This window comes from Kitasatospora sp. NPDC127035 (assembly GCF_042726075.1).
Classification (GTDB): domain Bacteria; phylum Actinomycetota; class Actinomycetes; order Streptomycetales; family Streptomycetaceae; genus Kitasatospora.
Genome location: NZ_JBHXDN010000002.1, coordinates 65,552 through 87,743, shown reverse-complemented (window position 1 = coordinate 87,743; position 22,192 = coordinate 65,552). Strand labels below are relative to the sequence as shown.

The following is a 22,192-nucleotide window of genomic DNA, read 5'->3' as shown; positions in this document are numbered from 1 at the left end:
TGGGGCAGAGGGGAGGGGAAGTTCAGCCCCGGAACCGGATCGTGAGGGTCAGCACGAAAGTGCGGGAGGACCTCTGGTACGCCCAATGCGTCCGGACGGACGGGAGCCCCTGGGTCCTACCGGTGCCGACGCGCGCGGCGGTGGTCCGACGGCGCCGCTGCATCCGAGAACGGCGGTGGATCCGGCGGGGACGGAGGTGGCCGGGAACGTCCGTGGTACTGGTGACCGCTTCCATCGAGGCACGCCGCTCCAGGAGGAACTGCCTTCCGTAGTCCAGGTCGTGGAGGAGGAGGCCGTGCCGGGCCAGGTAGTCGGCGCGGGCCCGGCAATCGGGCAGTGCGTCATAGCGCTGGATGTGGCGGGCGATCCGGGTGCTGTAGGACAAGACGTTCCCCTCCGATATGTGGACGCACGGGTGCCGCTGTTCAAGCAACAGGCGTTTCTGAAGGGGGAGTTGAGGCTCACCCGACAGGACGGAGCCTATCCTCCCCACCCCCCTGCTTTCAACCCTCGACCCGGCCGTCGGCCGGGTCGAGGAAGATCGCGGCGCCATAGTGGCACAGTCCGTCGGTCGGCGTCAGGGGTTTCGTGATTTCTCGGAATCGACGACTGCTGGCGCTGAGACCGGCGGCTCATGTCAAAGCCTGTTTGACGCATCCCGCAGTGTCAATCGTCGGTGCTACTGTTGTTCCGCGGGCTGCCGCGGGGGCGGTGTCCTGAAGGAAACGGAAGTGGAGCACATGGAGGACAGCGAGCACTTCGGCACCTGGCTGGGGCGCCAACTGCGCCGGAGCGGGATGTCGCAGGCCGAGTTCGCCGAACAGCTGGAGCTCACCAGAGCAGCTGTCTCGGCCTGGGTCACCGGCCGGGCCCATCCCCGGCCGGAGCTCATGCCGAGGATCGCGGAACTGTTGGACACGGACGTGGCCACCGTGGTTACCCGGGACACCGATACGGGTGCGGTCCGACCGATCAGGTGGCACCACCGGTCGGCCCACCAGGACGGCGGCCGGGAGTACGGCAATGCCGCTGCTTTCGCCTTCGACGCCAACCTCGCCGTGCTCGCACGTGAGGCCACCCAGAACAGCCTGGACGAGCGGTTGGACCCGACCCGGCCGGTCAGGGTCCGCTTCACACTGCACGAGTTGACCGGCGAGTACCGTCATTCCTTCCTCCGCGCACTCCATTGGGACAAGATCGAGCCGCACTACGACGCCGCGGCACAGTCCCGGCAGAAGGTGGGCCGGGTGGTCGCCGAGGGGCTGAGGGGCCTGAGGGACGAGACCTCGCTCCTGCTGCTCCGCATCGACGACTACAACGCTTCGGGGCTGACCGGCCCGGAGTACGGCGACGGGCGGTTCGCCGCCGTTGTCCGTCGTCAGCTTGACAGCCACAAGAGCAATGACCGCGCAGGTGGGTCGTACGGTCTGGGCAAGGCCACCCTGTGGGCTGCCAGTCGCCTCGGACTGGTGCTGATCAACAGCACATTGTCGGCCGCCCACGAGGGTCGCACCGCACGTCGTGTGGTCGGCCGCCTCGACCTGCCCTGGCGAACCGTCGACGGCGTCGCCTACGCCGGGCCGGCCTGGCTCGGAGAGCCGGACACAGAGAAGGAGCACGAGGGTGTCTCCCGTTCCTGGTGGGCCGACGAGAAGACGGTCGCGGACCTGCACCTCGCCCGTGAGGGCGATGACCCGGGGACGTCGTTCCTGATCGTCGGAGCGCACGACGCGGCCGCGGGGAACGGCGCCCTCTCGGAGGCGAGGGACGGCAACCGCCTCGCCGAGATGCAGGACTCGCTGGTCGGTGCGCTCGCCGAGAACTTCTGGGCGGCCATGACCGCGGGCCGTTCCGCTCCGCCGCTGCTGGAGGCCTCGGTCCGTGTCCTGCAGAACGGGGAACCGATCCTTTCCGAGCGCCGGGTCGACCCGCGGGAACGCCGCCCGTCGCTGACCCACGCCCTCCAGGCCTATCTCAACGGCGAGACCGTCGACCGGCTCACGGCTGTCGACCAGGTCGCAGCGGTACGCGTCGCGCTCGACGTACCGGCACCGCGATCTGCCGGGGCACGGGCCAAGGGCCTGACCCACCAGGCCGTTCTCCTTGTCACCCCGGCCGACGACACCGACGAGAAGCACAGTCGGATCGTCTGCATGCGCGGCACTCGGATGACCGTCACAGCTCGTCCGCCCCGGAATCTCGGCCCCGGTGTCGACCCGTTCCAGGCCGTCCTGCTGGCGGGCTTCGCGACGGGCGAGGACGACGCGGCGGTGCACGCCGGGGAGGCCTTCCTGCGTGCGGCCGAACCGCCCGAGCACGACCGCTGGGGCACGACCGAGGATCTCACCGCCACCTACCCCAACGCCCCGCGGAGGCTCACCGAGTTCAACGCGGCGATGGACGCTGCCCTGCGTGAGCTGGTGGGCCGCAGGCTGGATCGCCAGGAGTCCGCCGGGCCGGAGGTGCTACGGAACCTGCTGCGTCTGGACCTGTCACCGTCCGTCGCTCGTCGCGTCGACGGCCACCCCGTCGTGGATCGGGTCAGGGGGCGGGTCGACGCCTCCGGTGCCTGGACACTCGACGTGCTCCTGAAGATCCCGCCCCGTGAAGATCCGTGGCAGCTGACACCGGTCGTCAAGTTCGACGTGCGATCCGGCGGGCGCCCGTCCCTACGATGGGCCGAGCTCTCGGCCGTCGAGAACTGCCGGATCGTCGACGGACGAATCCTCGTGGATTCCGAGATCCGCTCCGCAAGGTTCTCCGGGGTCACCGCCGTCGGCAGTCACCCGGTCCCCGCCGCCATGGCGGGTGTGCTCGTCGAGGTCCAGCAGGCAAGGGAGGCCTCGCAGTGAGCACCGTGTACCCCTACCCCACCCTGCTGGGCAGTATCGACGTGTCCGTCCGGCGGGCGAGCATCGACGGCAAGGACCTGCCGTTCTCCTACGTCTCGGATCGCGAACGGGTCGTCGCCCTTCACCAGGTCGGCCGTGCCGACTGGCAGGAAGGTGTGCTCGACCTGGAGGTCGCCGCGCCGGAGGACGAGCTCGCCGACGGCCCGTGGGCGGCTGTGACCTGTGTTGCGGTACTGACCGAGGGCGCCACCAACACGAGGGTGGTTACGCGGCTCGCCCGGAGCCGCAGTGACCGGCGCTGGCGCGGTGAGGTTGTCGTCCGCAGGTCGTCCCACGCGGCGCGCGCCACCCTGCAGGTGAGCCTCGTCGGGAGCTACGACGGGGTCGACGGTCGCATCATCGGGACGGCCGACGAGCCCTGGTTCGTCGATCTCCTCGCCCGCACCCCGCTGCGCCGGCGGGAGATCGAGATCCGGCACGAGGACTTCCGTGACGGCCCGCACGAGTGGCTCCGGCCGTACAAGGAGTCGCCGTGGCTGATCGAGACCGCGGGCGAGTTGCCGGTGGTTCTGCTCAACACGGCGTTCGAAGGGCTGGCCGAACTGCTCAACGCTCCGCGCGGCCCGTTGGAGAAGGCCACCGCCGGTCTGGTGGCCGCCCAGGCGGCGGCCGAGGCGTGGACCGCGATGTTCCAGGCCGCGCTCGGCGACCTGGAGCTCGACGAGGACGGGGTTCCTCGGTTCCCCGACGGCTGGCGGGAGGCCGTGTTGCGCGCGATGCTTCCCGATGTCCTGCCGGGGCTGCCGGTCGCCGACGCTCTGACGGAGGCGCACGATCGGCGGCGCGACGGGCACGGCTGGGCCGAACTCCAGTCCCGGATCCAGTTCGCGGCCGCCCGACGGGCCCAGATGCCCAAGCAGCTGACCGCAGCCGTTCGCACCGTCTCTCGCAACCAGGAAGGCCCGAGCCGATGAACCGACCCGGAACCCAGGCCACGCCCGACCGGCTCGCGCTACTCCCTGCGACGGCGGCGGCCAAACATCTCACCACCGCAGTGCGGTCAGGGCACGAGCGACTCCCGCAGGTCGCGCTGTTGCGCGCGAGCGAGGCCCTCGAGGACGGATCCGGCCGCTGGGACGTCGCTCCCGTACGCGAGGTCCTCGACGAGGCGATACATCGGTTCGACGTACCGACGGACGCAGACGCCTGGTTGGCTCCCCGGTTGCACGCGACTCTGCGCATGACCCGGGCCGAGGCGGCCCGCCCAGCGCTCTGGAACTTCCTTGCGCTGGTCGTGGCACCGGACTATGTGTTGTGGCGACACCTCCCACGGGGTGAGGCGAAGAACGGGGAGCCACGGGCGGTCAGTGCCCCGCGCTTCACCGGGGTGCACTACAGCCAGGCCTTCGCCCGACTCTGGTGGGCGGCGGAGGTGTTCCGGGACGGCTACGACTACCGCCCGGTCGAGATCGCCTGTCGAAACCAGGACATGCTCAATACGGCGCTGCGTCTGGACGCACTCGACCACCGACCGACCGCTCTGGCGATGGTCAGGGTTCTCAAGGGCCTCGCAGAGTCGGGCGTCACTCGACTGGGTGACCGCGTGAACGCGCTCTGCACCGCGGTGAACGTGGCCGGCAGCACTTTGATGTACGACGTGCTCGCGCCGGACGACCCGGTCGATCCGGCTGCGCTGGTCGAATGGATCAAGGAGGCGGACTCGGCTCCCGCCGTCCCGTGGGACCGCCTGCCCGACGGCCCGCCCGAGGAAGCGGTCCGACGCGATTCGGTGGACCACCTGACGCTGATGTTCCAGCAGTTCTCCGAGGCCGCACCACTGCGGGACCGCAGCCGTGAGGGGGCTTCCTGATCGGTAGGTCGGGTCGGTTCCCCCGGCGACCGACCCCCCGACCCGTTCGTCAGGCGGGGGCGACCGTCTTTGTCGACCTCTCGACCTCGGCCCTGTGCTTCCAGTCCGCCACCGAGCAGGCGACGGTGCGGGAGGACGGTTCCCAAGCCTCCAGTTTCTTCAACGCCATTGCGACGTCCTCCTTGCTCCGCTGCAGGGCGGCGGCCAGGACGTGGACGCCGAGCCGGGGAGGAATGGCGTTGCCGACCTGCTGAGACTGGTCCTTGCCGGACCACGGGTACAGGGCGGGAAAGGTCTGGAGAAGGCCCGACTCCTTGGAATCGAAGCGTTCCTTGGGATCGGAGGCCCGGCTGTTCGGACGTTCCAGCAGGTTCCGGGAGACCTTGCCCGTGACGGTGAAGGCGGGTTCGTTGTGGCTGCGGCGGCCACGTGCCTGGGGATCGCCGCCGGTGCCGTAGTTCGACACGACTTCGTAGGGAGGGGTCTTCAGGCCCTTCAGGGTCTCTCCCATAGTGGCCCAGGGCTCCAGCGCGGGATCGCCGAATTCGGGACCCTTCCCCTTCCGGAACGGTCGGTGGGTGGGCTTGGGGAATTCCACCACATGACTCAGCAGAACGCCCGTAGGACGCTTGCGGGCGATGAGAATTGCCCGCCTGCGCGTCTGCGGAACACCGAACTCCTCGGTGTGGAGGACCTTGCAGTGGGCCGAGTAGTCCCGCTCCTCCAGGATGCGCTTGTATTCCTCCCAGACCGGGAGTACTGCCGGTACCTGCTCCAGCACGATCGTGTCGTAGCCGGCGCCGTTGTCCTTCAGCGCGTCCAGCGCCCATCGCAGCGGTTCGAGGACGAGGCCGGTGCGTTCGTCGTCGAGTCCGTCGAGCTCGGGCCGCACGTCCTCCCCCAGGGCCATGCGCCTGGCGAATCCGAGGACCTGGTCCAGCGCCTGCCTCCCGGCGCCCTTGCCGGCAACGGTGAAGGTCTGGCACGGGGGGCCGCCGGCGAGTACGTTGGCGTCGAAATGACCGGGGTCCAGCTGACGGACGTCACCCTTCACCGTTTCGAGGCCGGCTTCGGACCGGGTGTCGCACGCGTTGCCGTCCCACTCCACGCCCGTCACCGGAATCCCCAGTACGTGGGCGGCCATGTCGAGGCCGCCGGGGCCGGCGAAGAGATCGACGATCTTGAAGTCGGGGGTTGGGTCGGGCGAAGGCATGGGGACGATCCTAGCTCGACAGGGAAGTTGCGATCGACCGGCCGACGGCCTCCGCCAGGGGTGGAGGGAGGGCGTGCCCGATCTGACGGTACGCCGCAGTCTTGCGACCGTGGATGTGCCAGTCGTCGGGAACGGCCTGGAGCGTCGCCGCTTGGCGGACGTTGAGCCTGGGGTGTCCGTCCGGCGGGAAGTCGGCGGCCGGAGGTTCGTCGCCGAGACTGTTCCCGTTCACTCCGAGGGCCGCCCAGGCCTTCTTGGTGCCGGTCGGTCCGAGGTCCGCGCCACCACGACGGTGGGACCCGCCGACGAGGGCGGGTGCCGGTCGGTCGGCACGTTCCGCCCACCGCTCCGCACCGGGCCAACCGTGGGCTGCCATCGATACACGGAGGGCCCGGCCGACGGTCGGCGTGGGCTCGCCCGTAGGTTCGGGCCAGGAGAAGTTCACCCCCGGGCCGTCGGCCAGCGCGACGAGGAACCCGCTCCTCCGGTTCTGCGGCACCCCGAAGTCGGCGGCGTTGAGGACTTTCCAGTACGGCCGGTATCCGGCATGTACGAGTTCGTCCTCGATCCAGCTGCGGTCATCGGTGTAGGTGGCCTTCTCGACCAGCTCCGGGACGTTCTCCAGCAGCAGAGCTTTCGGTCGGACAGCGGTCAGGAGCAGTACCGCGGCACGCAGCACCTTGCGCTCGGCCTCGTCCTCGACCCGACGCACCGCCGCGGCGGACTTGACCCGGGGCAGACCACCGCTGAGGAGGTCGACGTCGTAGGTGTGGGGATGATCCTCCGGATCGAAGTCGACGACATCCTGGCAGCGCACGTCCCAGTGCGGCCGATTCAGGCGGATCGTACTGCAGGCGTCGTCCCGGTTGTCGATCAGCATCACCGGGTCGAACCCCGCACGCTCCAGCCCGAGTGCCTGACCACCGACGCCGGAGCAGATCTCGAGCGACGTGAACCTGTGGGTCACCGACGATCCTCCGGTGGGACGGTGTCAGGTCGCACCTGTCTGTAAACGGCCCGGGCGATGTCGTCCGCCGACTCGTGTTCCCAGAACCGCAGAACGGTCCAGCCCTCGTCGACCAGGTGCGAGGTGGTCTCGCGATCCCTGGCGACGTTCTTGTCCAGTTTGGTCCGCCACCACACAGCATTCGCCTTGGGGCTCGTCTTGTGCTCCGGGCAGCCGTGCCAGAAGCATCCGTCGAGGAACACAGCGATCCTGGGGCCGGGGAAGAGGATGTCGACGGTCCGGCGGGGCATCCCCGGAACGCGTGCGTTCTTGCGGAACCGGAGACCCCACTTGAACAGGAGACGTCGGACGGCCACCTCCTGCGCGGTGTCGCGGGAAGCCTGGCGACTCATGCGTGTCGCGACGGAGGGGGAGGAGGCGACGGGTGGCATGTGATCCAGTATTTCGTACGGTCAGACCTGGATCGACGCCCGTGCCAAAAAATGCCGGAGGGTCCACCGACGAGTCGGTGGACCCTCCGGCGCGATGTGTACGGGAGTCAGGCCCGGGAGGGCTGGGCCGTTCGGTGCGGCGGTTCGGCTTCGGTTCCCCCGGTCCCGCCGGCCTCCGCCTCGGCGGCGAGTTCGCGCTTCACCGCGTCGAGGGAGGGGTTGGCCCAGGCGCTGCGGACGCCCCAGGCGTAGAAGGTCAGGCCGATCGCGGCGACGACCAGGAGGTCCCAGCCCCCGGGGAGGTAGCCCTCGCCGCCGAACTCGGTGGAGCCGGCCCACGAGACGCCGGCCATCACGAACAGGTAGGCGATCATATAGGCGCCGGCCTTGAGGTGCGGCTTCAGCTCGGAGAACGGCTTGCGCAGCTCGTACCAGGCCCAGATCGGCAGCCCGGCGGCCATCAGCAGGATGACCTTGCCGGTCAGCGGCCAGCGGGCCCAGTAGAGCACCAGCGAGCCGAAGACCATGGCGACCGGGGCGATCACGGGCATGGCGCGCAGCCGGACGGGGCGGGGCAGCTCGGGGGCCAGGCGGCGCAGCGCCATCACCGCGACCGGGCCGGTGACGTAGGAGATCACGGTGGCCACCGAGACGATCTCGGCGAGCGAGCCCCAGCCGCGGAAGACCGCGAGGAAGGCGAAGGCGACCACGAGGTTGAGCACCAGCGCCGGGCGGGGGATGCCGGTCCTGCGGTCCACCCGCCCGAACAGGGACGGCAGGTGGCCGTTCTCCTGGACGCCGTGGATCATCCGCGAGGTGGTGGCGGCGTAGATCATGCCGGTGCCGCTGGGGGAGACGAAGGCGTCCGCGTACAGCAGCAGTGCGAGCCAGTTGAGGCCCCAGGCGATGGCCAGGTCGGCCAGCGGCGAGGTGTAGCCGAGGTTGCTCCAGCCGTTCGTCAGGTCCGCCGACGGGATGGCGCCGAGGAAGGCGATCTGCAGGGCGACGTAGATGACCAGGGCGATCAGGATCGAGCCGATCACGGCCTTGGGCAGCGACTTGCCGGGGTTGCGGGCCTCGCCGGCGAGGTTGAGCGGGGACTGGAAGCCGTTGAACGCCCAGACGATGCCGGAGACGGCCACCGCCGTGAACACGGCGCTCCAGCCGTTCGGCGCGAAGCCGCCGTGGTCGGTGAAGTGCGCGGTGTCGAAGTGGGCGAGCAGGAGCGCACCGGCGGTGAGTGTCGGGACGACGACCTTGAAGACGGTGATCGCCGTGTTGGTCTTGGCGAACAGCGTGATGGCGAACCAGTTCAGGGCGAAGTAGCCGACCAGCAGGACGCTCGCGAGCGCCACACCGCTGAGGGAGAGTTCCTTCCCGTCGTACAGGTCCTTCGCCCAGCCGAAGTCCCAGGAGCTCATGTACTGCACCGAGGCGGTCGCCTCGCCGGGTATGACCGAGACGATGGCGATCCAGTTCGCCCAGGCGGCCAGGTAGCCGGCCAGCGAGCCGTGCGAGTACTGCCCGTACCGCACCATTCCGCCGGCCTTGGGGAACATCGACCCGAGCTCGCTGTAGGTGAGGGCGATGGTCAGCGCGACGGCGGCTCCGATCACCCACGCGACGATCGACGCCGGCCCGGCCAGCCGGGCGGCCCGTTCGGCGCCGAACAGCCAGCCCGAGCCGATGATCGACCCCAGCCCGACGGCTGTGAGGCTGATGGTGCCGAGCGAGCGGCGGTAGTTCTGATGGGATGCCGTCGTCGACTCGCGCTCACTCAACGTATCGGTCCTCTGTCTCATCTGCTCATCGGGTATACGCACAAACGGACAGCAGCTTATGGGGCGAAATCGGACCAAACCTCAGATCGGCCTCAGATTTACCGCAAATCGTCCGATCGTTGCCGTCCCGTGTCCGGTCGTCGGACATTCGGCGGGGGTCCCGACGGGACGGGCAGCCGGAAACGTGGGCCGGAAGTCCGGGTCGGAAGTCCGGGCCGTAAACGCACCCGGAAAAAAGAAATTCCCCCGGGGAACTCTTTCGAGTTCCCCGGGGGAATTCACGGTGTCCGAGGGGGGACTTGAACCCCCACGCCCGATAAAGGGCACTAGCACCTCAAGCTAGCGCGTCTGCCATTCCGCCACCCGGACAGGGTGTGTGCTTCGGGGACTTTCTCGGCGCCCCCTCGGCGACAGAGAGAACATTACCAGGCTCCCGGAGTGCTTCTCACCTGCGTTTCCCCGGTGGGGATGGGCGGGGTGACGGGGACGGGTCGCGGATGTGCGCGAAGCGGTGGTTCGAGGGCGGTAAACGGTCGGTTCAGGGGTGGCGAACGGTCGGAAGCGGTCTGGAGCGATCCGACACGGGCAAGTTGTCGACGGTGCCCCGGTCCCGGGGGCGGCTCTCCTAGCCTCTGTGGATCGAGGGCGCCATGAGCGGAACGCCTGATTCCCGGGGTCGCGGACGAAGGGCGGCTGGACGTGGAGCAGACCAGCGAGGAAGAGACAGGGGCCGGGCCGGAGGTGGAGACCGCGGCGGCCGATGCCGGGAGCGGGCCGGCCTGCGCGGCCGGGGCGGTCCGGGACACCGGCGCGGTGCTCGCCACCGCGATCCTGGAGGCCGGAGCGGTCCTCGCCGCCGTGGCGCAGGCGGGAGCGGCCACGGCGGCGCGGGCCGGGGCGGCGGCGAAGGCCCGGGCCCAGGACGGGCCCGCCGAGGGAGTGTGGCGGTTCACCGTTCCGGCCGAGCAGGCCTCGGTGCCGCGGACCCGGCACGCGGTGCGGGACCGGCTGCTGGCCCAGGGCATGGCGGAGATCCGCTACCAGGAGCTGGTGGACGACGTCCTGCTGATCGTCTCCGAGCTGGTCGGCAACGCGGTGACGCACGCCGCGGAACTGTCACCGGAGGTCACCACCGAACTGGCCGTCCAGGACGGCTGGGTGCGGGTCTCCGTCGAGGACGGCGACCCGTACCGGCCGAAGGCGCTGGAGACCGACACCGGCCGGACCGGCGGGCGCGGCCTGCTGCTGGTGAAGAGCATCACGCTGCAGGCCGGCGGGGTGTGCGACGTCGAGCAGGCGGGGGAGGGCGGCAAGGTGATCTGGGCCTCGCTGCCGCTCCCCCGGAGGGACCCGGAGCGCTGAGGCGGGCCGGGCGTCCGTCCTACCAGTCGTTCCCGGCGATCTCCCGGATCCCCGGCAGCGCGGCCTCGAAGACGGTCCGGAACCACACCGAGAACGGCCGGTCCGCCTCCAGCTCGCGCAGCTCCGCGGCGGTGACGAAGGCGTAGTCGTCCACCTCGTCGGGGTTCGGCCGGACCGGTTCGGTGACCAGGCCGACGAACAGGTGGTTCCACTCGCGCTCGATCAGCCCGGACGCCTCGTCCGGCAGGTCGTAGCGGACCGTGCCCGCCTCGCAGAGCAGCGCCGGGGCGACCCCCAGCTCCTCCGCGGTCCGCCGGGCGGCGGCCACGAACGGCGGCTCGTCGGGGTAGGGGTGGCCGCAGCAGGTGTTCGACCAGACGCCGGGGGAGTGGTACTTGCCGAGGGCCCGGCGCTGGAGCAGCAGCCGGCCCTGGCGGTCGAAGAGGAACACCGAGAACGCGCGGTGCAGCCGTCCCGGCTGCTGGTGGGCCCAGAGCTTCTCGGCGGTGCCGATGGTCACGCCTTCGTCGTCGACCAGCTCCAGCAGGATCTCGGCGGGGGCACCGACGGCCTCCGCGCCGGTCGCCACGTCGGTCTCCACATCGAGGCCGGTGTCGAGGCCGGTGTCGAGACCGGTCCCGATCTCCGTGGTGTCCGAGGCGAAGCGCGTCGGATCGGTCGGCAGACTCTGGGGCATGAGGCCTCTTTCGGAAGCTTCGGGAGCAATGGGAGCAACCACGGCACCGGTGGCGTCGCGGTCAAGTCTGCCGTACGGGTGGCACTCCCCAGGGGGTCCCACGCACAACCGGCCGGATCAGGACCGCCCCCGACCCGTTCCGGGCCGCCTGAGGGCATGGGAATAGCAGAGTCGTTCGGAACCTGTTCGACTCCCGTTCGATCAGGTGGCCCGGCCGTACGGGAACGCGCACCTGGGCGTCACCCCTTCTTCACCGCGCCCCGCGCGGCACCCGCGCACCGTGCCGCACAGCCCCCCGGCCGCGTTCGGGCTGGTCGTCGCGGTCGCCTACCATCACATAGGACACGGCGGCCGCACCTCGGCGGCCCCGGGCGCGCCACCCGAAGGGGCCGGCCCCGCCGTCCCGCGGACCGGTAACCGGCGCGGTAGCGCACAGCACGACGGATCAGGAGAACCGCATGATCGGCCTCGTTCTGGCAGCCGGCGCCGGCCGCCGGCTGCGCCCGTACACCGACACCCTGCCGAAGGCACTGGTGCCGGTCGACGGGGAGCGGACCGTCCTGGACCTCACCCTCGGGAACTTCGCCGAGATCGGCCTGCGCGACGCCGCGATCGTCGTCGGCTACCGCAAGGAGGCGGTCCTCGACCGCAAGGCGGCCCTGGAGCGGAAGTACGGCGTCAGGCTCACCCTGGTCGAGAACGACAAGGCCGAGGAGTGGAACAACGCCTACTCGCTCTGGTGCGCCCGCGACCTCTTCGCCGAGGGCCTGCTGCTCGCCAACGGCGACACCGTCCACCCGGTCTCGGTGCAGCGCACCATGCTGGAGGGCAACGAGCGGCTGACCGCCGAGGGCCGCGCCCCGGGCATCCTGCTCGCCCTCGACACGGTGAAGAAGCTCGCCGACGAGGAGATGAAGGTCGTCGTCGACCCGGCCACCGGCGTGCGCCGGATCACCAAGCTGATGGACCCGGCCGAGGCCACCGGTGAGTACATCGGCGTCACCGTCATCAACCCGGCCGCCGCCGCCGACCTCACCGACGCGCTGCGCGCCACCTACGAGCGCGACCCGCAGCTCTACTACGAGGACGGCTACCAGGAGATGGTCGACCGCGGCCTGCGGATCGACGTCCAGCCGATCGGCGAGGTGTCCTGGGTCGAGGTCGACAACCACGACGACCTGGCCAAGGCGCGGGAGATCGCGTGCCAGTACTGACCCGGCTGGTGCCGTCGCCGGTCTTCGTCGAGATCCGCCCGGGCGCGCTCGGCGCGCTCGGCGGCATCCTCGCCGACCAGCGCCTCTCCGCCTCGGGCCGGATCGCGGTGGCGATCAGCAACGGCTCGGGCACGGTGCTGCGCACCCGGCTGGAGCCGGCGCTGCCCGGCGCCGACTGGTACCACGTCGACGACGGCAGCATCGACAGTGCGGTGCGGCTGGCGGACGCGATGCGCGGCGGTCACTACGACACCATGGTGGCCCTGGGCGGCGGCAAGATCATCGACGCTGCCAAGTACGCCGCGGCCCGGGTCGGCCTGCCGCTGGTCTCGGTCCCCACCAACCTGGCCCACGACGGCATCTGCTCGCCCGTCTCCACCCTCGACAACGACGCCGGGCGGGGCTCCTACGGGGTGCCCAGCCCGATCGGCATCGTGATCGACCTGGACGTGATCCGGGACGCCCCGCCACGGTTCGTCGCGGCCGGCATCGGCGACGTCGTCTCCAACATCTCGGCCTGCGCCGACTGGGAGCTGTCGCACGTCGAGACCGGTGAACCGGTCGACGGACTGGCCGTCGCGATGGCCCGCTCGGCCGGTGAGAACCTGCTGCGGCACCCAGGAAACCTCCAGGATCAGGACCTCCTCACCGCGCTGGCCGAGGCACTGGTACTGTCCGGCATCGCGATGAACATCGCCGGCAGTACCCGGCCCTCGTCGGGCGCCTGCCACGAGATCTCGCATGCCCTGGACGTGCTGTATCCCAAGCGGTCCGCCCAGCACGGCGAGCAGGTCGGCCTCGGCGCCGCCTTCGCCAGCTTCCTGCGGGGCGAGCGCGAGCTGACCGGTCTGATCGTGGAGCGCCTGGCGCACCACGGACTGCCGGTGACCGCCGCTCAGATCGGCTTCACCGAGGCGGAGTTCACCGAAGCGGTGCACTACGCTCCGAACACCCGCCCGGGCCGCTTCACCATCCTTGAGCACCTCGACCTCTCCCCTTCCGCAATCAGGGACGCGTACGCCGACTATGTCCAAGCCGTCAACAGCTGACCGCTCCGCCGCCGGGTCCACGCCGCCGCCGGTGGACCTGACCCGCCGCCCCTCGATCGAGGAGCTGCGCGCGGTGATCCACCCGGAGGGCATGCTCCAGCGCCGCAGCGCGGAGCACTGGGCCGGCCGGCTCTACATGCGGAGCATCTCGCTGCGGATCACCCGCGTGCTCTCCACCGTGACGGCGATCACGCCCAACGGGCTGACCTACCTGATGATGCTCACGGGCGTCCTCGCCGGTGCCGCGCTGGTCCTCCCGGGCCTCGCCGGCGCGGTGCTGGCGGCCGTGCTCATCCAGGTCTACCTGCTGCTGGACTGCGTGGACGGCGAGGTGGCCCGCTGGCGCCGGCAGACCTCGCTCACCGGCGTCTACCTGGACCGGGTCGGCCACTACATGTCCGAGGCCGCCCTGCTGACGGGCCTCGGCCTGCGCGGCACCGACCTGCTGCACCGGGAGGGCCCGGCCTCGCACTGGGAGTGGGCGTTCCTCGGCACGCTGGCGGCGCTCGGCGCGATCCTGATCAAGTCGGAGACCGACCTGGTCGACGTGGCCCGGGCCCGCAGCGGCCTGACGGCGGTCGAGGACAGCGCCGCCGTGCCGCGCTCGTCCGGTGTCGCCAAGGCCCGCCGGGCCGCCTCCCTCCTGAAGTTCCACCGGCTGGTGGGCGCGGTCGAGGCCTCGCTGTTCATCCTCGCCGCGGGTGTCGCGGACGCCGTCCACGGCGGGCTCTTCTTCACCCGGCTCGCGGTCGTCGTGCTGGCCTCGATCGCCATGCTGCAGACCGTGCTGCACCTGCTCAGCATCGTCCTGTCGAACAGGCTCCGGTGAGCGCCGTGAACGTGGACCGGGACACCCCGAACACCCGCGACGTCCAGGGCGCCCCGGAGGGCCCCGGCGCGAGCGCCGCGGACGCCTTCCGGCTCGGTGCGGTCATCATCACCATGGGCAACCGCCCGGCCGAACTGAACGCCCTGATCGAGTCGGTCCGCGCCCAGCAGGGCCCGGCCGTCGAGCTGGCCGTGGTCGCCAACGGCGCCCCGCTGCCCCCGCTCCCCGCGGGCGTGCGCTCCGTCGAGCTGCCGGAGAACCTCGGCATCCCGGGCGGCCGCAACGTCGGCATCGAGCTCTTCGGCCGCAACGGCCGGGACGTCGACGCGGTGCTGTTCCTGGACGACGACGGCCGGCTGCCCGGCACCGACTCGGCCCGCCTGCTGCGCGAGGCCTTCACCGGTGACCCGGAGCTCGGCATCGTGAGCTTCCGGATCGCCGACCCGGACACCGGCGTCACCCAGCGCCGGCACGTGCCCCGGCTGCGCGCCAGCGACCCGCTGCGCTCGTCCCGGGTGACCACCTTCCTGGGCGGTGCCAGCGCGGTGCGCTGCGCGGTCTTCGACAAGGCGGGCCAGCTGCCCGCCGAGTTCTTCTACGCCCACGAGGAGACCGACCTCGCCTGGCGTGCGGTGGACGCCGGCTGGGCCATCGACTACCGGGCCGACGTGGTGCTGCACCACCCCACCACCTCGCCCGCGCGGCACGCCTCCTACTTCCACAACGTGGCCCGGAACAGGGTTTGGCTCGCGAGACGGAACCTTCCGGGCCTGTTGGTGCCTCTCTATCTGGGAACCTGGTTCCTGCTGACCGTGGCCCGCCGCCCCTCCCCCGAGGCGCTGAAGGCCTGGCTCGGCGGGTTCCGGGCGGGCTGGCGCGAACCCTGCGGTACGCGGCGGCCCATGCGATGGCGTACCGTTTGGCGACTGACCAGGCTGGGCCGACCCCCGGTCATCTGATCTGTCCGATGACCGTACGGTAGACGGATCGGACGGTCGTACAGCCGTACGGCAGGCCGATCGCCGCGGCCGGTGTCACGCACCGGCCGGACTCCCCCCGAGATCCGAGTGGATCCCCCTCGGCGGAAGGCCGGCGGACCCCCCGCCGACCGGCTCGCCCCGACCCGATCCCGCGCGAAGGACGAATGTGTCGACAGTGAGTGAACCCGTCAGCCTCTCAGCCCCTAGGGGGGCGGACACGGGCCTGACCCCCAAGCAGCTGGCGGACAAGTACGGCCTGACGGTCAGCGGCAGACGGCCCGGCCTGTTCGCGTACTCCAAGCAGCTCTGGGCCCGGCGCCACTTCATCTGGGCCTTCGCCACCGCGCGTCTGGTGGCCCAGTACACCGACGCCAAGCTCGGGCAGGTCTGGCAGGTCGTGACGCCGCTGCTCAACTGCGCGGTGTTCTACCTGGTGTTCGGCGAGATCCTGGCCAACAAGGACGACAACCCGTACTACGTGCCGTGGCTCTGCATCGGCGTGTTCATCTTCCAGTTCACGCAGAACGCGGTGCAGTCCGGCACCCGGGCGATCGCGGACAACCTCGGGCTGATCCGGGCGCTGCACTTCCCGCGCGCCTCGATGCCCATCTCGTTCACCCTGATCCAGCTCCAGCAGCTGATGATCTCGATGGTCGTGCTGTTCGTCGTGGTGCTGGCGAGCGGCGTCTCGCCCGGCCGCACCTGGGTGCTGGTGATCCCCGCCCTGCTGCTGCAGTCGATGTTCAACACCGGTGTCGCCCTGATCTTCGCCCGGATCGGCGCCAGGACCAGCGACATCTCCCAGCTGATCCCGTTCGCGATGCGCGCCTGGCTGTTCCTGTCCGGCGTCATGTACAGCATCCAGGACAAGATCAAGGAATGGCCGCCGTTCTGGCAGACGGTGATGGAGATCAACCCCGCCTCCGTGTACATCGACCTGGTCCGCCACGCGCTGGCGCCGGTCATCTACAACAAGCACGAAGCGGTGTTCCTGGAGTTCCCGCCGCACCAGTGGAAGTACGGCATCGCCTGGGGTGTCGGCATGCTGGTCATCGGATACGTCTTCTTCTGGAAGGCCGAGGAGGAGTACGGCCGTGGCTGACACCGACCTGCGCAAGAGCGCGCCGGGCAAGGGCGCGCTGGGCAAGAACGACCTGCCCAAGACCCGTCCGATCTTCGACGCCGACGTGGCCCGCGAGCCCACCGTCGTCGTCGACGACGTCCACATCGTCTACCGGGTGCACGGCGCCGGTTCCGGCAAGGGCAGCGCGACGTCCGCGCTGAGCCGGATCATCAGCCGCAAGCGCTCCGCCGGCGTGCGCGAGGTGCACGCCGTGCGCGGCATCAGCTTCACCGCGTACAAGGGCGAGGCGATCGGCCTGATCGGCTCCAACGGCTCCGGCAAGTCCACCATGCTGGCGGCCATCGCGGGCCTGCTGCCGACCGAGCACGGCGGCATCTACACCAACGGCCAGCCCTCGCTGCTCGGCGTGAACGCGGCCCTGATGAACGAGCTCACCGGTGAGCGCAACGTCGTCCTCGGCTGCCTGGCGATGGGCATGTCGCCGGCCGACGTGAAGAGCCGCTACCAGGAGATCGTCGACTTCTCGGGCATCAACGAGAAGGGCGACTTCATCTCGCTGCCGATGCGCACCTACTCCTCCGGCATGGGCGCCCGGCTCCGGTTCGCGATCGCCGCGGCCAAGACCCACGACGTGCTGCTGATCGACGAGGCGCTGGCCACCGGTGACCAGGCCTTCCAGGCGCGCAGCAAGAAGCGGATCAAGGAGCTGCGCGACGCCGCGGGCACGGTCTTCCTGGTCAGCCACGACAACGCCTCGATCCGCGAGACCTGCGAGCGGACCATCTGGATCGAGCACGGCGAGCTGGTCATGGACGGGCCGACCGAGCTGGTCGTCGGCTGCTACGAGCGCGGCGAGCGCCCGTAGCACCGCAGACCCGACCGTGAGGGAGGGCCGGCCGCCGGAGGTGATCCGGGGGCCGGCCCTCCTGCCGTTCGTGCGCCCCGGATCCGCCCGTCGTGCCCCGGGTGGCCCGCCGCCGCCCGGGTGAGCGCCCCGTGCGCCGGGCGAGGCGCTCTTCTCCGGCGCGGCCGACGGTGTCAGGCTGTAGGCGCGGGGGTGGTGTGCCGGACGTGACTCCCGTGGTCGGACGCGTGTCCGACTCGGGCCGATCAGCGGAGCGGTGTAGAACGGGGGAGTGACAGCAGTGTCGGCTTCGGCCCAGCCCAGTAGTGAGTCCCGCCCCGGTGGCGCCCCGGCGGAGAGCCCCGTGGGGGCGACCCTGGACAAGGCGGGCGCGGAGAACTTCCCGGTCGCCCCGTTCTTCCTGCCCGCCGCGTGGCGCGACGACCTGATGGCCGTCTACGGATTCGCCCGGCTGGTGGACGACGCCGGCGACGGCGACCTCGCCGACCCGGCCGGCACCGCCGCACTGCTCGGGGTGGCCGGACCGCCCGCCGCCGTGACCCGTTCGGCGCAGCCCGGTCCGGCCGAGACCGCGTTCCGGCTGGCCCTCCTGGACGGGCTGGAACACGACCTCGACCGGGCGTTCGAGAGCGCCCTGCACCCCCGGACCGCCGAGGCCCCGCGGCACCCCCTGATGCGCTCCCTCGTCCCGCTGCTGGACCGGCACGGGCTGACCCCGGAGCCGTTCCGCCGGCTGATCGAGGCCAACCGGGTCGACCAGACCACCGCCCGGTACGCCCGCTACGAGGACCTGATCGAGTACTGCACGCTCTCCGCCGACCCGGTGGGCCGCATGGTGCTCGCCCTCGCCGACGTCGCCACCCCCGAACGGATCGCGCTCTCCGACGCCGTCTGCAGCGGCCTCCAGATCGTCGAGCACATCCAGGACGTCGCCGAGGACCTCGCCCGCGGGCGGATCTACCTGCCGGCCGAGGACCTCGCCCGGTTCGGCGTGACCGAGGCCGACCTCGCCGCGCCGACCGCCGGCGGCCCGGTCCGCGAGCTGATCGCCTTCGAGGCGGAGCGGGCCCGGACCCTGCTCGACCGGGGCGCGCCCCTGGTGGGTACGGTTCGGGGGAGGCTTCGACTGCTCCTGGCGGGATTCACCGCCGGCGGCTACGCGGCCCTGGCGGCCGTCGAGGCCGCCGGGTACGACGTACTCGCCCAGCAGGCGAAGCCTGACAAGCGCCGCCTCGCAGTGAAGGCGGCGGCCATCTTCGCGAAGGGAAGGTGAACGCCCGCGTGGCGGCATCACCACTGGCGTCGGCGCCGGTCATGGCGGCGTACCGGTACTGCGAGGCAGTGACCGGGCTGCAGGCCCGCAACTTCAGCTACGGGATCCGGCTCCTGCCGGAGCCGAAACGGCTGGCCATGTCGGCCCTCTACGCGCTGGCGCGCCGGGTGGACGACATCGGCGACGGCGACCTCCCGGCCGACCGCAAGGCCGAGGCCCTGCTGCGCACCCGCGAGCTGCTGGACGAGGTCCGGGCCGGCTCGGTGGCGGAGGACGACACCGACCCGATCAAGGTGGCCCTGGCGGACACCGCGCGGCGCTTCCCGATCCCGCTCGGCGGCTTCGACGAGCTGATCGACGGGGTCGAGATGGACCTCAAGGGCGCCGAGTACCAGACGTACGAGGAGCTCAAGGTCTACTGCCGGTGCGTGGCCGGGGCGATCGGCCGGCTCTCGCTCGGCGTCTACGGCTGCGACGACCCCGAGCGCGGGGCCCGCTACGCGGACACCCTCGGCCTGGCGCTCCAGCTCACCAACATCCTCCGCGACCTGCGCGAGGACGCCATGAACGGCCGGACCTACCTGCCCGCCGAGGACCTGGTCCGGTTCGGCTGCCAGGAGGGCTTCGCCCTGTCCAGGCCGCCGGTCGGTGCCGACTTCACCGGCCTGATCGCGTTCGAGGCCGCCCGGGCCCAGGCCGCCTTCGAGGAGGGCCTGCGGCTGCTGCCGATGCTCGACCGCCGCAGCCGGGCGTGCACGGCCGCGATGGCGGGCATCTACCACCGGCTGCTCGGCCGGATCGCGGCGGACCCGGAGTCCGTCCTGCGCGGCCGGGTCTCGCTGCCGGGCTGGGAGAAGGCGTACGTCGCGCTTTCCGGGCTCGCCGGGGGGCGTTCTTGATTCTTGCCACAGTTCTGTCACGCTGTGTCAGCGGGGAATCACTTATGGGTAGAGCCGTGTTGACCGCTGTGTTGGGCACGACCGTACTGATCACGGGCGCGCCGGCCACGAACGGGCCGCGCGTCGGACACGAGGGGGAGGGCCGATGACCGGGCGAGCCGATGCCGCGCGCCCGGCCGCCGTGGTGGTCGGCGGCGGTCTGGCCGGCATCACCGCGGCGCTGCGGCTGGCCGAGGCCGGCCACCGGGTGACCCTGGCCGAGGGCCGCCCCCGGCTCGGCGGCCTGGCCTTCTCCTTCCAGCGCGGCGAGCTGACCGTCGACAACGGCCAGCACGTCTACCTGCGCTGCTGCACCGCCTACCGGGGCCTGCTGGACCGGCTCGGCGCCGGCCGGCTGGTCCACCTCCAGGACCGGCTCGACGTCCCCGTGCTGGGCGTCTCCGGGCCCGCCGACGCCCCGGTCCGCACGCTCGGCCGGCTCGGCCGCGCCGCCCTGCCCGTCCCCTTGCACCTGGCCGGCAGCCTGGCCCGGTACCCGCACCTGGGCCCGCTCGACCGGGCCCGGGTGGTCCGCGGCGCGCTCGCGCTCCAGCGGCTGGACCTCGCCGACCCGGCGCTCGACGCCGTCTCCTTCGGTGACTGGCTGCGCGGCCAGGGGCAGAACGAGCGGACCCTGGCCGCCCTCTGGGACCTGGTCGGCGTCGCCACCCTGAACGCGCGGGCCGACCAGGTGTCGCTGGCCCTGGCCGCGATGGTGTTCAAGACCGGGCTGCTGTCCGACCCGGGCGCCTCCGACATCGGCACGGCCACCGTCCCGCTCGGCACGATCCACCACGACCGGGCGCTCGCCGAACTGGAGCGGGCCGGGGTGAAGGTCCTGCTGCGCGCCCGCGTGGCGGAGCTCAAGCCGGCCGCGCCGCAGCACGCAGTCCGGCTGGAGGGCGACGGCGAGCCGCTCGCCGCCGACACCGTGGTGCTGGCCGGCGCCCAGGACACGGCCGCCGCCCTGCTGCCGCCCGACGCGATCCCCGGACAGGCCCGGCTGGCGGAGTTCGGCACCGCGCCGATCCTCAACGTCCACGTGGTCTACGACCGCAAGGTGCTGCGCAAGCCGTTCTTCGCCGCACTCGGCTCGCCGGTCCAGTGGGTCTTCGACCGCACCGCGCACTCCGGTCTGGCCGGCACCGAACTCGGCCGGGCCCACCCCGGCGCCCAGTACCTGGCGCTCTCGCAGTCCGCCGTGCAGGACGAGATCGACCTGCCGGTCGCGGAGCTGCGCGACCGGTACCTCCCCGAGCTGGCCCGGCTGCTCCCCGCCGCGGGCGGGGCCGAGGTGCTGGACTTCTTCGTCACCCGGGAGCGCACCGCCACCTTCGACCCGGCTCCCGGGACGGCGGCGCTGCGCCCCGGTCCGCGCACCGGGGTCCCCGGCCTGCTGCTGGCCGGCGCGTGGACGGCCACCGGCTGGCCCGCGACCATGGAGGGCGCCGTGCGCAGCGGCCATGCCGCCGCCGACGCCGTGCTCGCCGCCGACGGCCACCGCCTTCCGGCGGACCGCGGCGACGGGAGGTGGCCCAGGTGACCCGGGGCCCGCTCGGCGGCGACCCCGGCGACCCCGCCAGACCCGGCGGTCACGCCCCAGGTTCCGGCGGCCCCACCGGTCCGACCGGCCGCATCGACATCGCCAGCGCCCGGCCGTCCCACGCGGCTCGGCACCACCAGGGAGAGGGAACGCACGTGGAGTCACGCACCGGCACTGCCGTCGGAGGCACGGCGCACGCCGAACCGGTCTCGGTGCCGGAGCTGCTCGCCCGCAGCCGCACGCTCTGTACCCCGCCGCTGCGGGCCGCCGTCGCCCGTCTGGCGGCGCCGATGGACACCGTCGCGGCGTACCACTTCGGCTGGATCGACCGGGACGGCACGCCGGCCGCGGGGGACGGCGGCAAGGCCGTCCGCCCCGCCCTGGCACTGCTCTCCGCCCGGGCCACGGGGGCTCCGGCGGAGACCGGTGTGCCGGGCGGTGTCGCTGTTGAACTGGTGCACAACTTCTCCCTGCTCCATGATGATCTGATGGACGGTGACGAGACCAGACGCCACCGGGCCACCGCCTGGACGGTCTTCGGTCCGGCCCAGGCGATCCTGGTCGGTGACGCTCTGGCCACGCTCGGTACGGAGGTGCTGCTCGACGCCGCGACCGCGGGCGGCGCGAGCCCCGTCGATGCCGCGCGCGCCGTCCGGCTGCTCACCACCGCGACCCGTCGGCTCATCGACGGGCAGGCGATGGACGTCGCCTTCGAGCAGCGGGACAGCGTCACCGTCGCCGAGTGCCTGGAGATGGAGGGCGGCAAGACCGCAGCCCTGCTCGCCGCCGCCTCGGCGATCGGCGCCGTCCTGGCCGGCGCCGACGACCGGGTCTCGGACGCCCTCCAGCGGTACGGCCACCACCTGGGCCTGGCCTTCCAGGCGGTGGACGACGTGCTCGGCATCTGGGGCGCCACCGAGGTGACCGGCAAGCCGCACTGGGGCGACCTGCGCCAGCGCAAGAAGTCCCTTCCGGTCGCCGCCGCGCTCGCCGAGGGCGGCGCCGCCTCGCGCGAACTGGCCGAGCAGCTCGCCGACCCCAAGGGGCGCGGCGAGGAGAGCGAGGCCGAGCTGGCCGCCCGTGCCGCGCTGATCGAGCAGGCCGGCGGGCGGGACTGGACCCGGGAGGAGGCCCGCCGCCAGCACACGACTGCCCTCGCCGCCCTGGACGAGGTGCCCATGCCCGACGGGGTGCGCGAGCACTTCGTCGCACTCGCCGAATTCGTGGTGGTACGAGAGAGGTGA

The 22,192-nt window shown here is 71.5% G+C and carries 20 protein-coding genes and 1 tRNA gene; 14 read left to right on the top strand and 7 right to left on the bottom strand.

The window, feature by feature from the left end; genetic code table 11:
• Positions 1-22: 22 nt before the first annotated feature.
• Complete coding sequence (locus tag ACFWIC_RS01440; RefSeq protein ID WP_380514807.1) at positions 23-385, bottom strand: hypothetical protein; 363 nt, start codon at positions 383-385, stop codon at positions 23-25.
• Between the two features lie 355 nt (positions 386-740).
• Here ACFWIC_RS01440 and ACFWIC_RS01435 point away from each other — a divergent pair, with 355 nt between their 5' ends.
• Genes ACFWIC_RS01435 through ACFWIC_RS01425 form a run of 3 tightly spaced genes read left to right on the top strand, consistent with a single transcriptional unit; the run spans position 741 to position 4,722 of the window.
• A complete protein-coding gene (locus ACFWIC_RS01435) occupies positions 741-2,852 on the top strand; it encodes a helix-turn-helix transcriptional regulator (protein ID WP_380515006.1) in 2,112 nt (703 codons plus the stop codon).
• Entirely contained in the window at positions 2,849-3,826 is a 978-nt protein-coding gene (locus ACFWIC_RS01430) for a hypothetical protein (RefSeq protein ID WP_380514805.1), read from the top strand. The genes ACFWIC_RS01435 and ACFWIC_RS01430 overlap by 4 nt, the downstream gene beginning before the upstream one ends.
• Positions 3,823-4,722, top strand: a complete 900-nt coding sequence (locus ACFWIC_RS01425; RefSeq protein WP_380514802.1) for a DUF6339 family protein — start codon at positions 3,823-3,825, stop codon at positions 4,720-4,722. Before ACFWIC_RS01430 ends, ACFWIC_RS01425 begins: the two co-directional genes overlap by 4 nt.
• A gap of 49 nt (positions 4,723-4,771) precedes the next feature.
• Here ACFWIC_RS01425 and ACFWIC_RS01420 read toward each other — a convergent pair whose 3' ends face one another.
• From ACFWIC_RS01420 to ACFWIC_RS01400, 5 genes are all read right to left on the bottom strand, one after another.
• The gene (locus ACFWIC_RS01420) at positions 4,772-5,935 is read right to left on the bottom strand and encodes a DNA cytosine methyltransferase (RefSeq protein WP_380514799.1); all 1,164 of its coding nucleotides are present in this window, start codon (positions 5,933-5,935) and stop codon (positions 4,772-4,774) included.
• 10 nt (positions 5,936-5,945) lie between these two features.
• The gene (locus tag ACFWIC_RS01415; protein ID WP_380514796.1) at positions 5,946-6,902 is read right to left on the bottom strand and encodes a DNA cytosine methyltransferase; all 957 of its coding nucleotides are present in this window, start codon (positions 6,900-6,902) and stop codon (positions 5,946-5,948) included.
• Entirely contained in the window at positions 6,899-7,333 is a 435-nt protein-coding gene (locus ACFWIC_RS01410) for a very short patch repair endonuclease (RefSeq protein ID WP_380514794.1), read from the bottom strand. The genes ACFWIC_RS01415 and ACFWIC_RS01410 overlap by 4 nt, the downstream gene beginning before the upstream one ends.
• A gap of 107 nt (positions 7,334-7,440) precedes the next feature.
• On the bottom strand, positions 7,441-9,135 hold the full coding sequence (locus tag ACFWIC_RS01405; protein ID WP_380514791.1) for an APC family permease: 1,695 nt from the start codon (positions 9,133-9,135) through the stop codon (positions 7,441-7,443).
• A 263-nt stretch (positions 9,136-9,398) separates the two neighbouring features.
• Positions 9,399-9,483 (bottom strand) — tRNA-Leu (locus ACFWIC_RS01400).
• Positions 9,484-10,053: 570 nt separating this feature from the next.
• Between ACFWIC_RS01400 and ACFWIC_RS01395 the strand changes: the two genes are divergently transcribed.
• A complete protein-coding gene (locus tag ACFWIC_RS01395) occupies positions 10,054-10,476 on the top strand; it encodes an ATP-binding protein (RefSeq protein ID WP_355400958.1) in 423 nt (140 codons plus the stop codon).
• A 19-nt stretch (positions 10,477-10,495) separates the two neighbouring features.
• On the opposite strand, the gene idi is transcribed toward ACFWIC_RS01395, so the two are convergent.
• Positions 10,496-11,173, bottom strand: a complete 678-nt coding sequence (idi, locus tag ACFWIC_RS01390) for an isopentenyl-diphosphate Delta-isomerase (RefSeq protein ID WP_329880329.1) — start codon at positions 11,171-11,173, stop codon at positions 10,496-10,498.
• 458 nt (positions 11,174-11,631) lie between these two features.
• Here idi and ACFWIC_RS01385 point away from each other — a divergent pair, with 458 nt between their 5' ends.
• The 10 genes from ACFWIC_RS01385 to ACFWIC_RS01340 all read left to right on the top strand — a co-directional run bounded on the left by ACFWIC_RS01385 (position 11,632) and on the right by ACFWIC_RS01340 (position 22,192).
• Positions 11,632-12,387 (top strand): phosphocholine cytidylyltransferase family protein, encoded by a 756-nt coding sequence (locus ACFWIC_RS01385; protein WP_329880328.1) that lies wholly within the window; start codon positions 11,632-11,634, stop codon positions 12,385-12,387.
• Positions 12,375-13,436 (top strand): iron-containing alcohol dehydrogenase family protein, encoded by a 1,062-nt coding sequence (locus ACFWIC_RS01380; protein WP_329948825.1) that lies wholly within the window; start codon positions 12,375-12,377, stop codon positions 13,434-13,436. Before ACFWIC_RS01385 ends, ACFWIC_RS01380 begins: the two co-directional genes overlap by 13 nt.
• Before the next feature lie 91 nt (positions 13,437-13,527).
• Positions 13,528-14,265 (top strand): CDP-alcohol phosphatidyltransferase family protein, encoded by a 738-nt coding sequence (locus ACFWIC_RS01375; RefSeq protein ID WP_329880646.1) that lies wholly within the window; start codon positions 13,528-13,530, stop codon positions 14,263-14,265.
• A 113-nt stretch (positions 14,266-14,378) separates the two neighbouring features.
• A complete protein-coding gene (locus ACFWIC_RS01370; RefSeq protein ID WP_329880644.1) occupies positions 14,379-15,224 on the top strand; it encodes a glycosyltransferase in 846 nt (281 codons plus the stop codon).
• 196 nt (positions 15,225-15,420) lie between these two features.
• The gene (locus ACFWIC_RS01365; RefSeq protein WP_380362178.1) at positions 15,421-16,347 is read left to right on the top strand and encodes an ABC transporter permease; all 927 of its coding nucleotides are present in this window, start codon (positions 15,421-15,423) and stop codon (positions 16,345-16,347) included.
• A gap of 70 nt (positions 16,348-16,417) precedes the next feature.
• Complete coding sequence (locus ACFWIC_RS01360; RefSeq protein ID WP_329880642.1) at positions 16,418-17,194, top strand: ABC transporter ATP-binding protein; 777 nt, start codon at positions 16,418-16,420, stop codon at positions 17,192-17,194.
• Between the two features lie 343 nt (positions 17,195-17,537).
• Positions 17,538-18,467, top strand: a complete 930-nt coding sequence (gene hpnC / locus ACFWIC_RS01355) for a squalene synthase HpnC (protein ID WP_329880323.1) — start codon at positions 17,538-17,540, stop codon at positions 18,465-18,467.
• Between the two features lie 41 nt (positions 18,468-18,508).
• Positions 18,509-19,366 carry a presqualene diphosphate synthase HpnD gene (hpnD, locus tag ACFWIC_RS01350; protein ID WP_329948909.1) on the top strand — a complete coding sequence of 286 codons (858 nt, stop codon included), beginning with the start codon at positions 18,509-18,511 and terminating at the stop codon, positions 19,364-19,366.
• Positions 19,367-19,511: 145 nt separating this feature from the next.
• Positions 19,512-20,948 (top strand): hydroxysqualene dehydroxylase HpnE, encoded by a 1,437-nt coding sequence (gene hpnE / locus ACFWIC_RS01345; protein WP_380362181.1) that lies wholly within the window; start codon positions 19,512-19,514, stop codon positions 20,946-20,948.
• Between the two features lie 155 nt (positions 20,949-21,103).
• Positions 21,104-22,192, top strand: coding sequence for a polyprenyl synthetase family protein (locus ACFWIC_RS01340; protein ID WP_380362183.1), 1,089 nt, complete (start codon positions 21,104-21,106; stop codon positions 22,190-22,192).

What these genes read in the sequence shown, in the direction of transcription:
- ACFWIC_RS01435 (WP_380515006.1), top strand. Translation starts at nt 741, where the DNA reads ATGGAGGACAGCGAGCACTTCGGCACCTGGCTGGGGCGCCAACTGCGC.
- ACFWIC_RS01425 (WP_380514802.1), top strand. Translation starts at nt 3,823, where the DNA reads ATGAACCGACCCGGAACCCAGGCCACGCCCGACCGGCTCGCGCTACTC.
- ACFWIC_RS01420 (WP_380514799.1), bottom strand. Translation starts at nt 5,935, where the DNA reads ATGCCTTCGCCCGACCCAACCCCCGACTTCAAGATCGTCGATCTCTTC.
- ACFWIC_RS01410 (WP_380514794.1), bottom strand. Translation starts at nt 7,333, where the DNA reads ATGCCACCCGTCGCCTCCTCCCCCTCCGTCGCGACACGCATGAGTCGC.
- ACFWIC_RS01405 (WP_380514791.1), bottom strand. Translation starts at nt 9,135, where the DNA reads ATGAGACAGAGGACCGATACGTTGAGTGAGCGCGAGTCGACGACGGCA.
- idi (WP_329880329.1), bottom strand. Translation starts at nt 11,173, where the DNA reads ATGCCCCAGAGTCTGCCGACCGATCCGACGCGCTTCGCCTCGGACACC.
- ACFWIC_RS01385 (WP_329880328.1), top strand. Translation starts at nt 11,632, where the DNA reads ATGATCGGCCTCGTTCTGGCAGCCGGCGCCGGCCGCCGGCTGCGCCCG.
- ACFWIC_RS01375 (WP_329880646.1), top strand. Translation starts at nt 13,528, where the DNA reads ATGCTCCAGCGCCGCAGCGCGGAGCACTGGGCCGGCCGGCTCTACATG.
- ACFWIC_RS01370 (WP_329880644.1), top strand. Translation starts at nt 14,379, where the DNA reads ATGGGCAACCGCCCGGCCGAACTGAACGCCCTGATCGAGTCGGTCCGC.
- hpnD (WP_329948909.1), top strand. Translation starts at nt 18,509, where the DNA reads ATGGCGGCGTACCGGTACTGCGAGGCAGTGACCGGGCTGCAGGCCCGC.
- hpnE (WP_380362181.1), top strand. Translation starts at nt 19,512, where the DNA reads ATGACCGGGCGAGCCGATGCCGCGCGCCCGGCCGCCGTGGTGGTCGGC.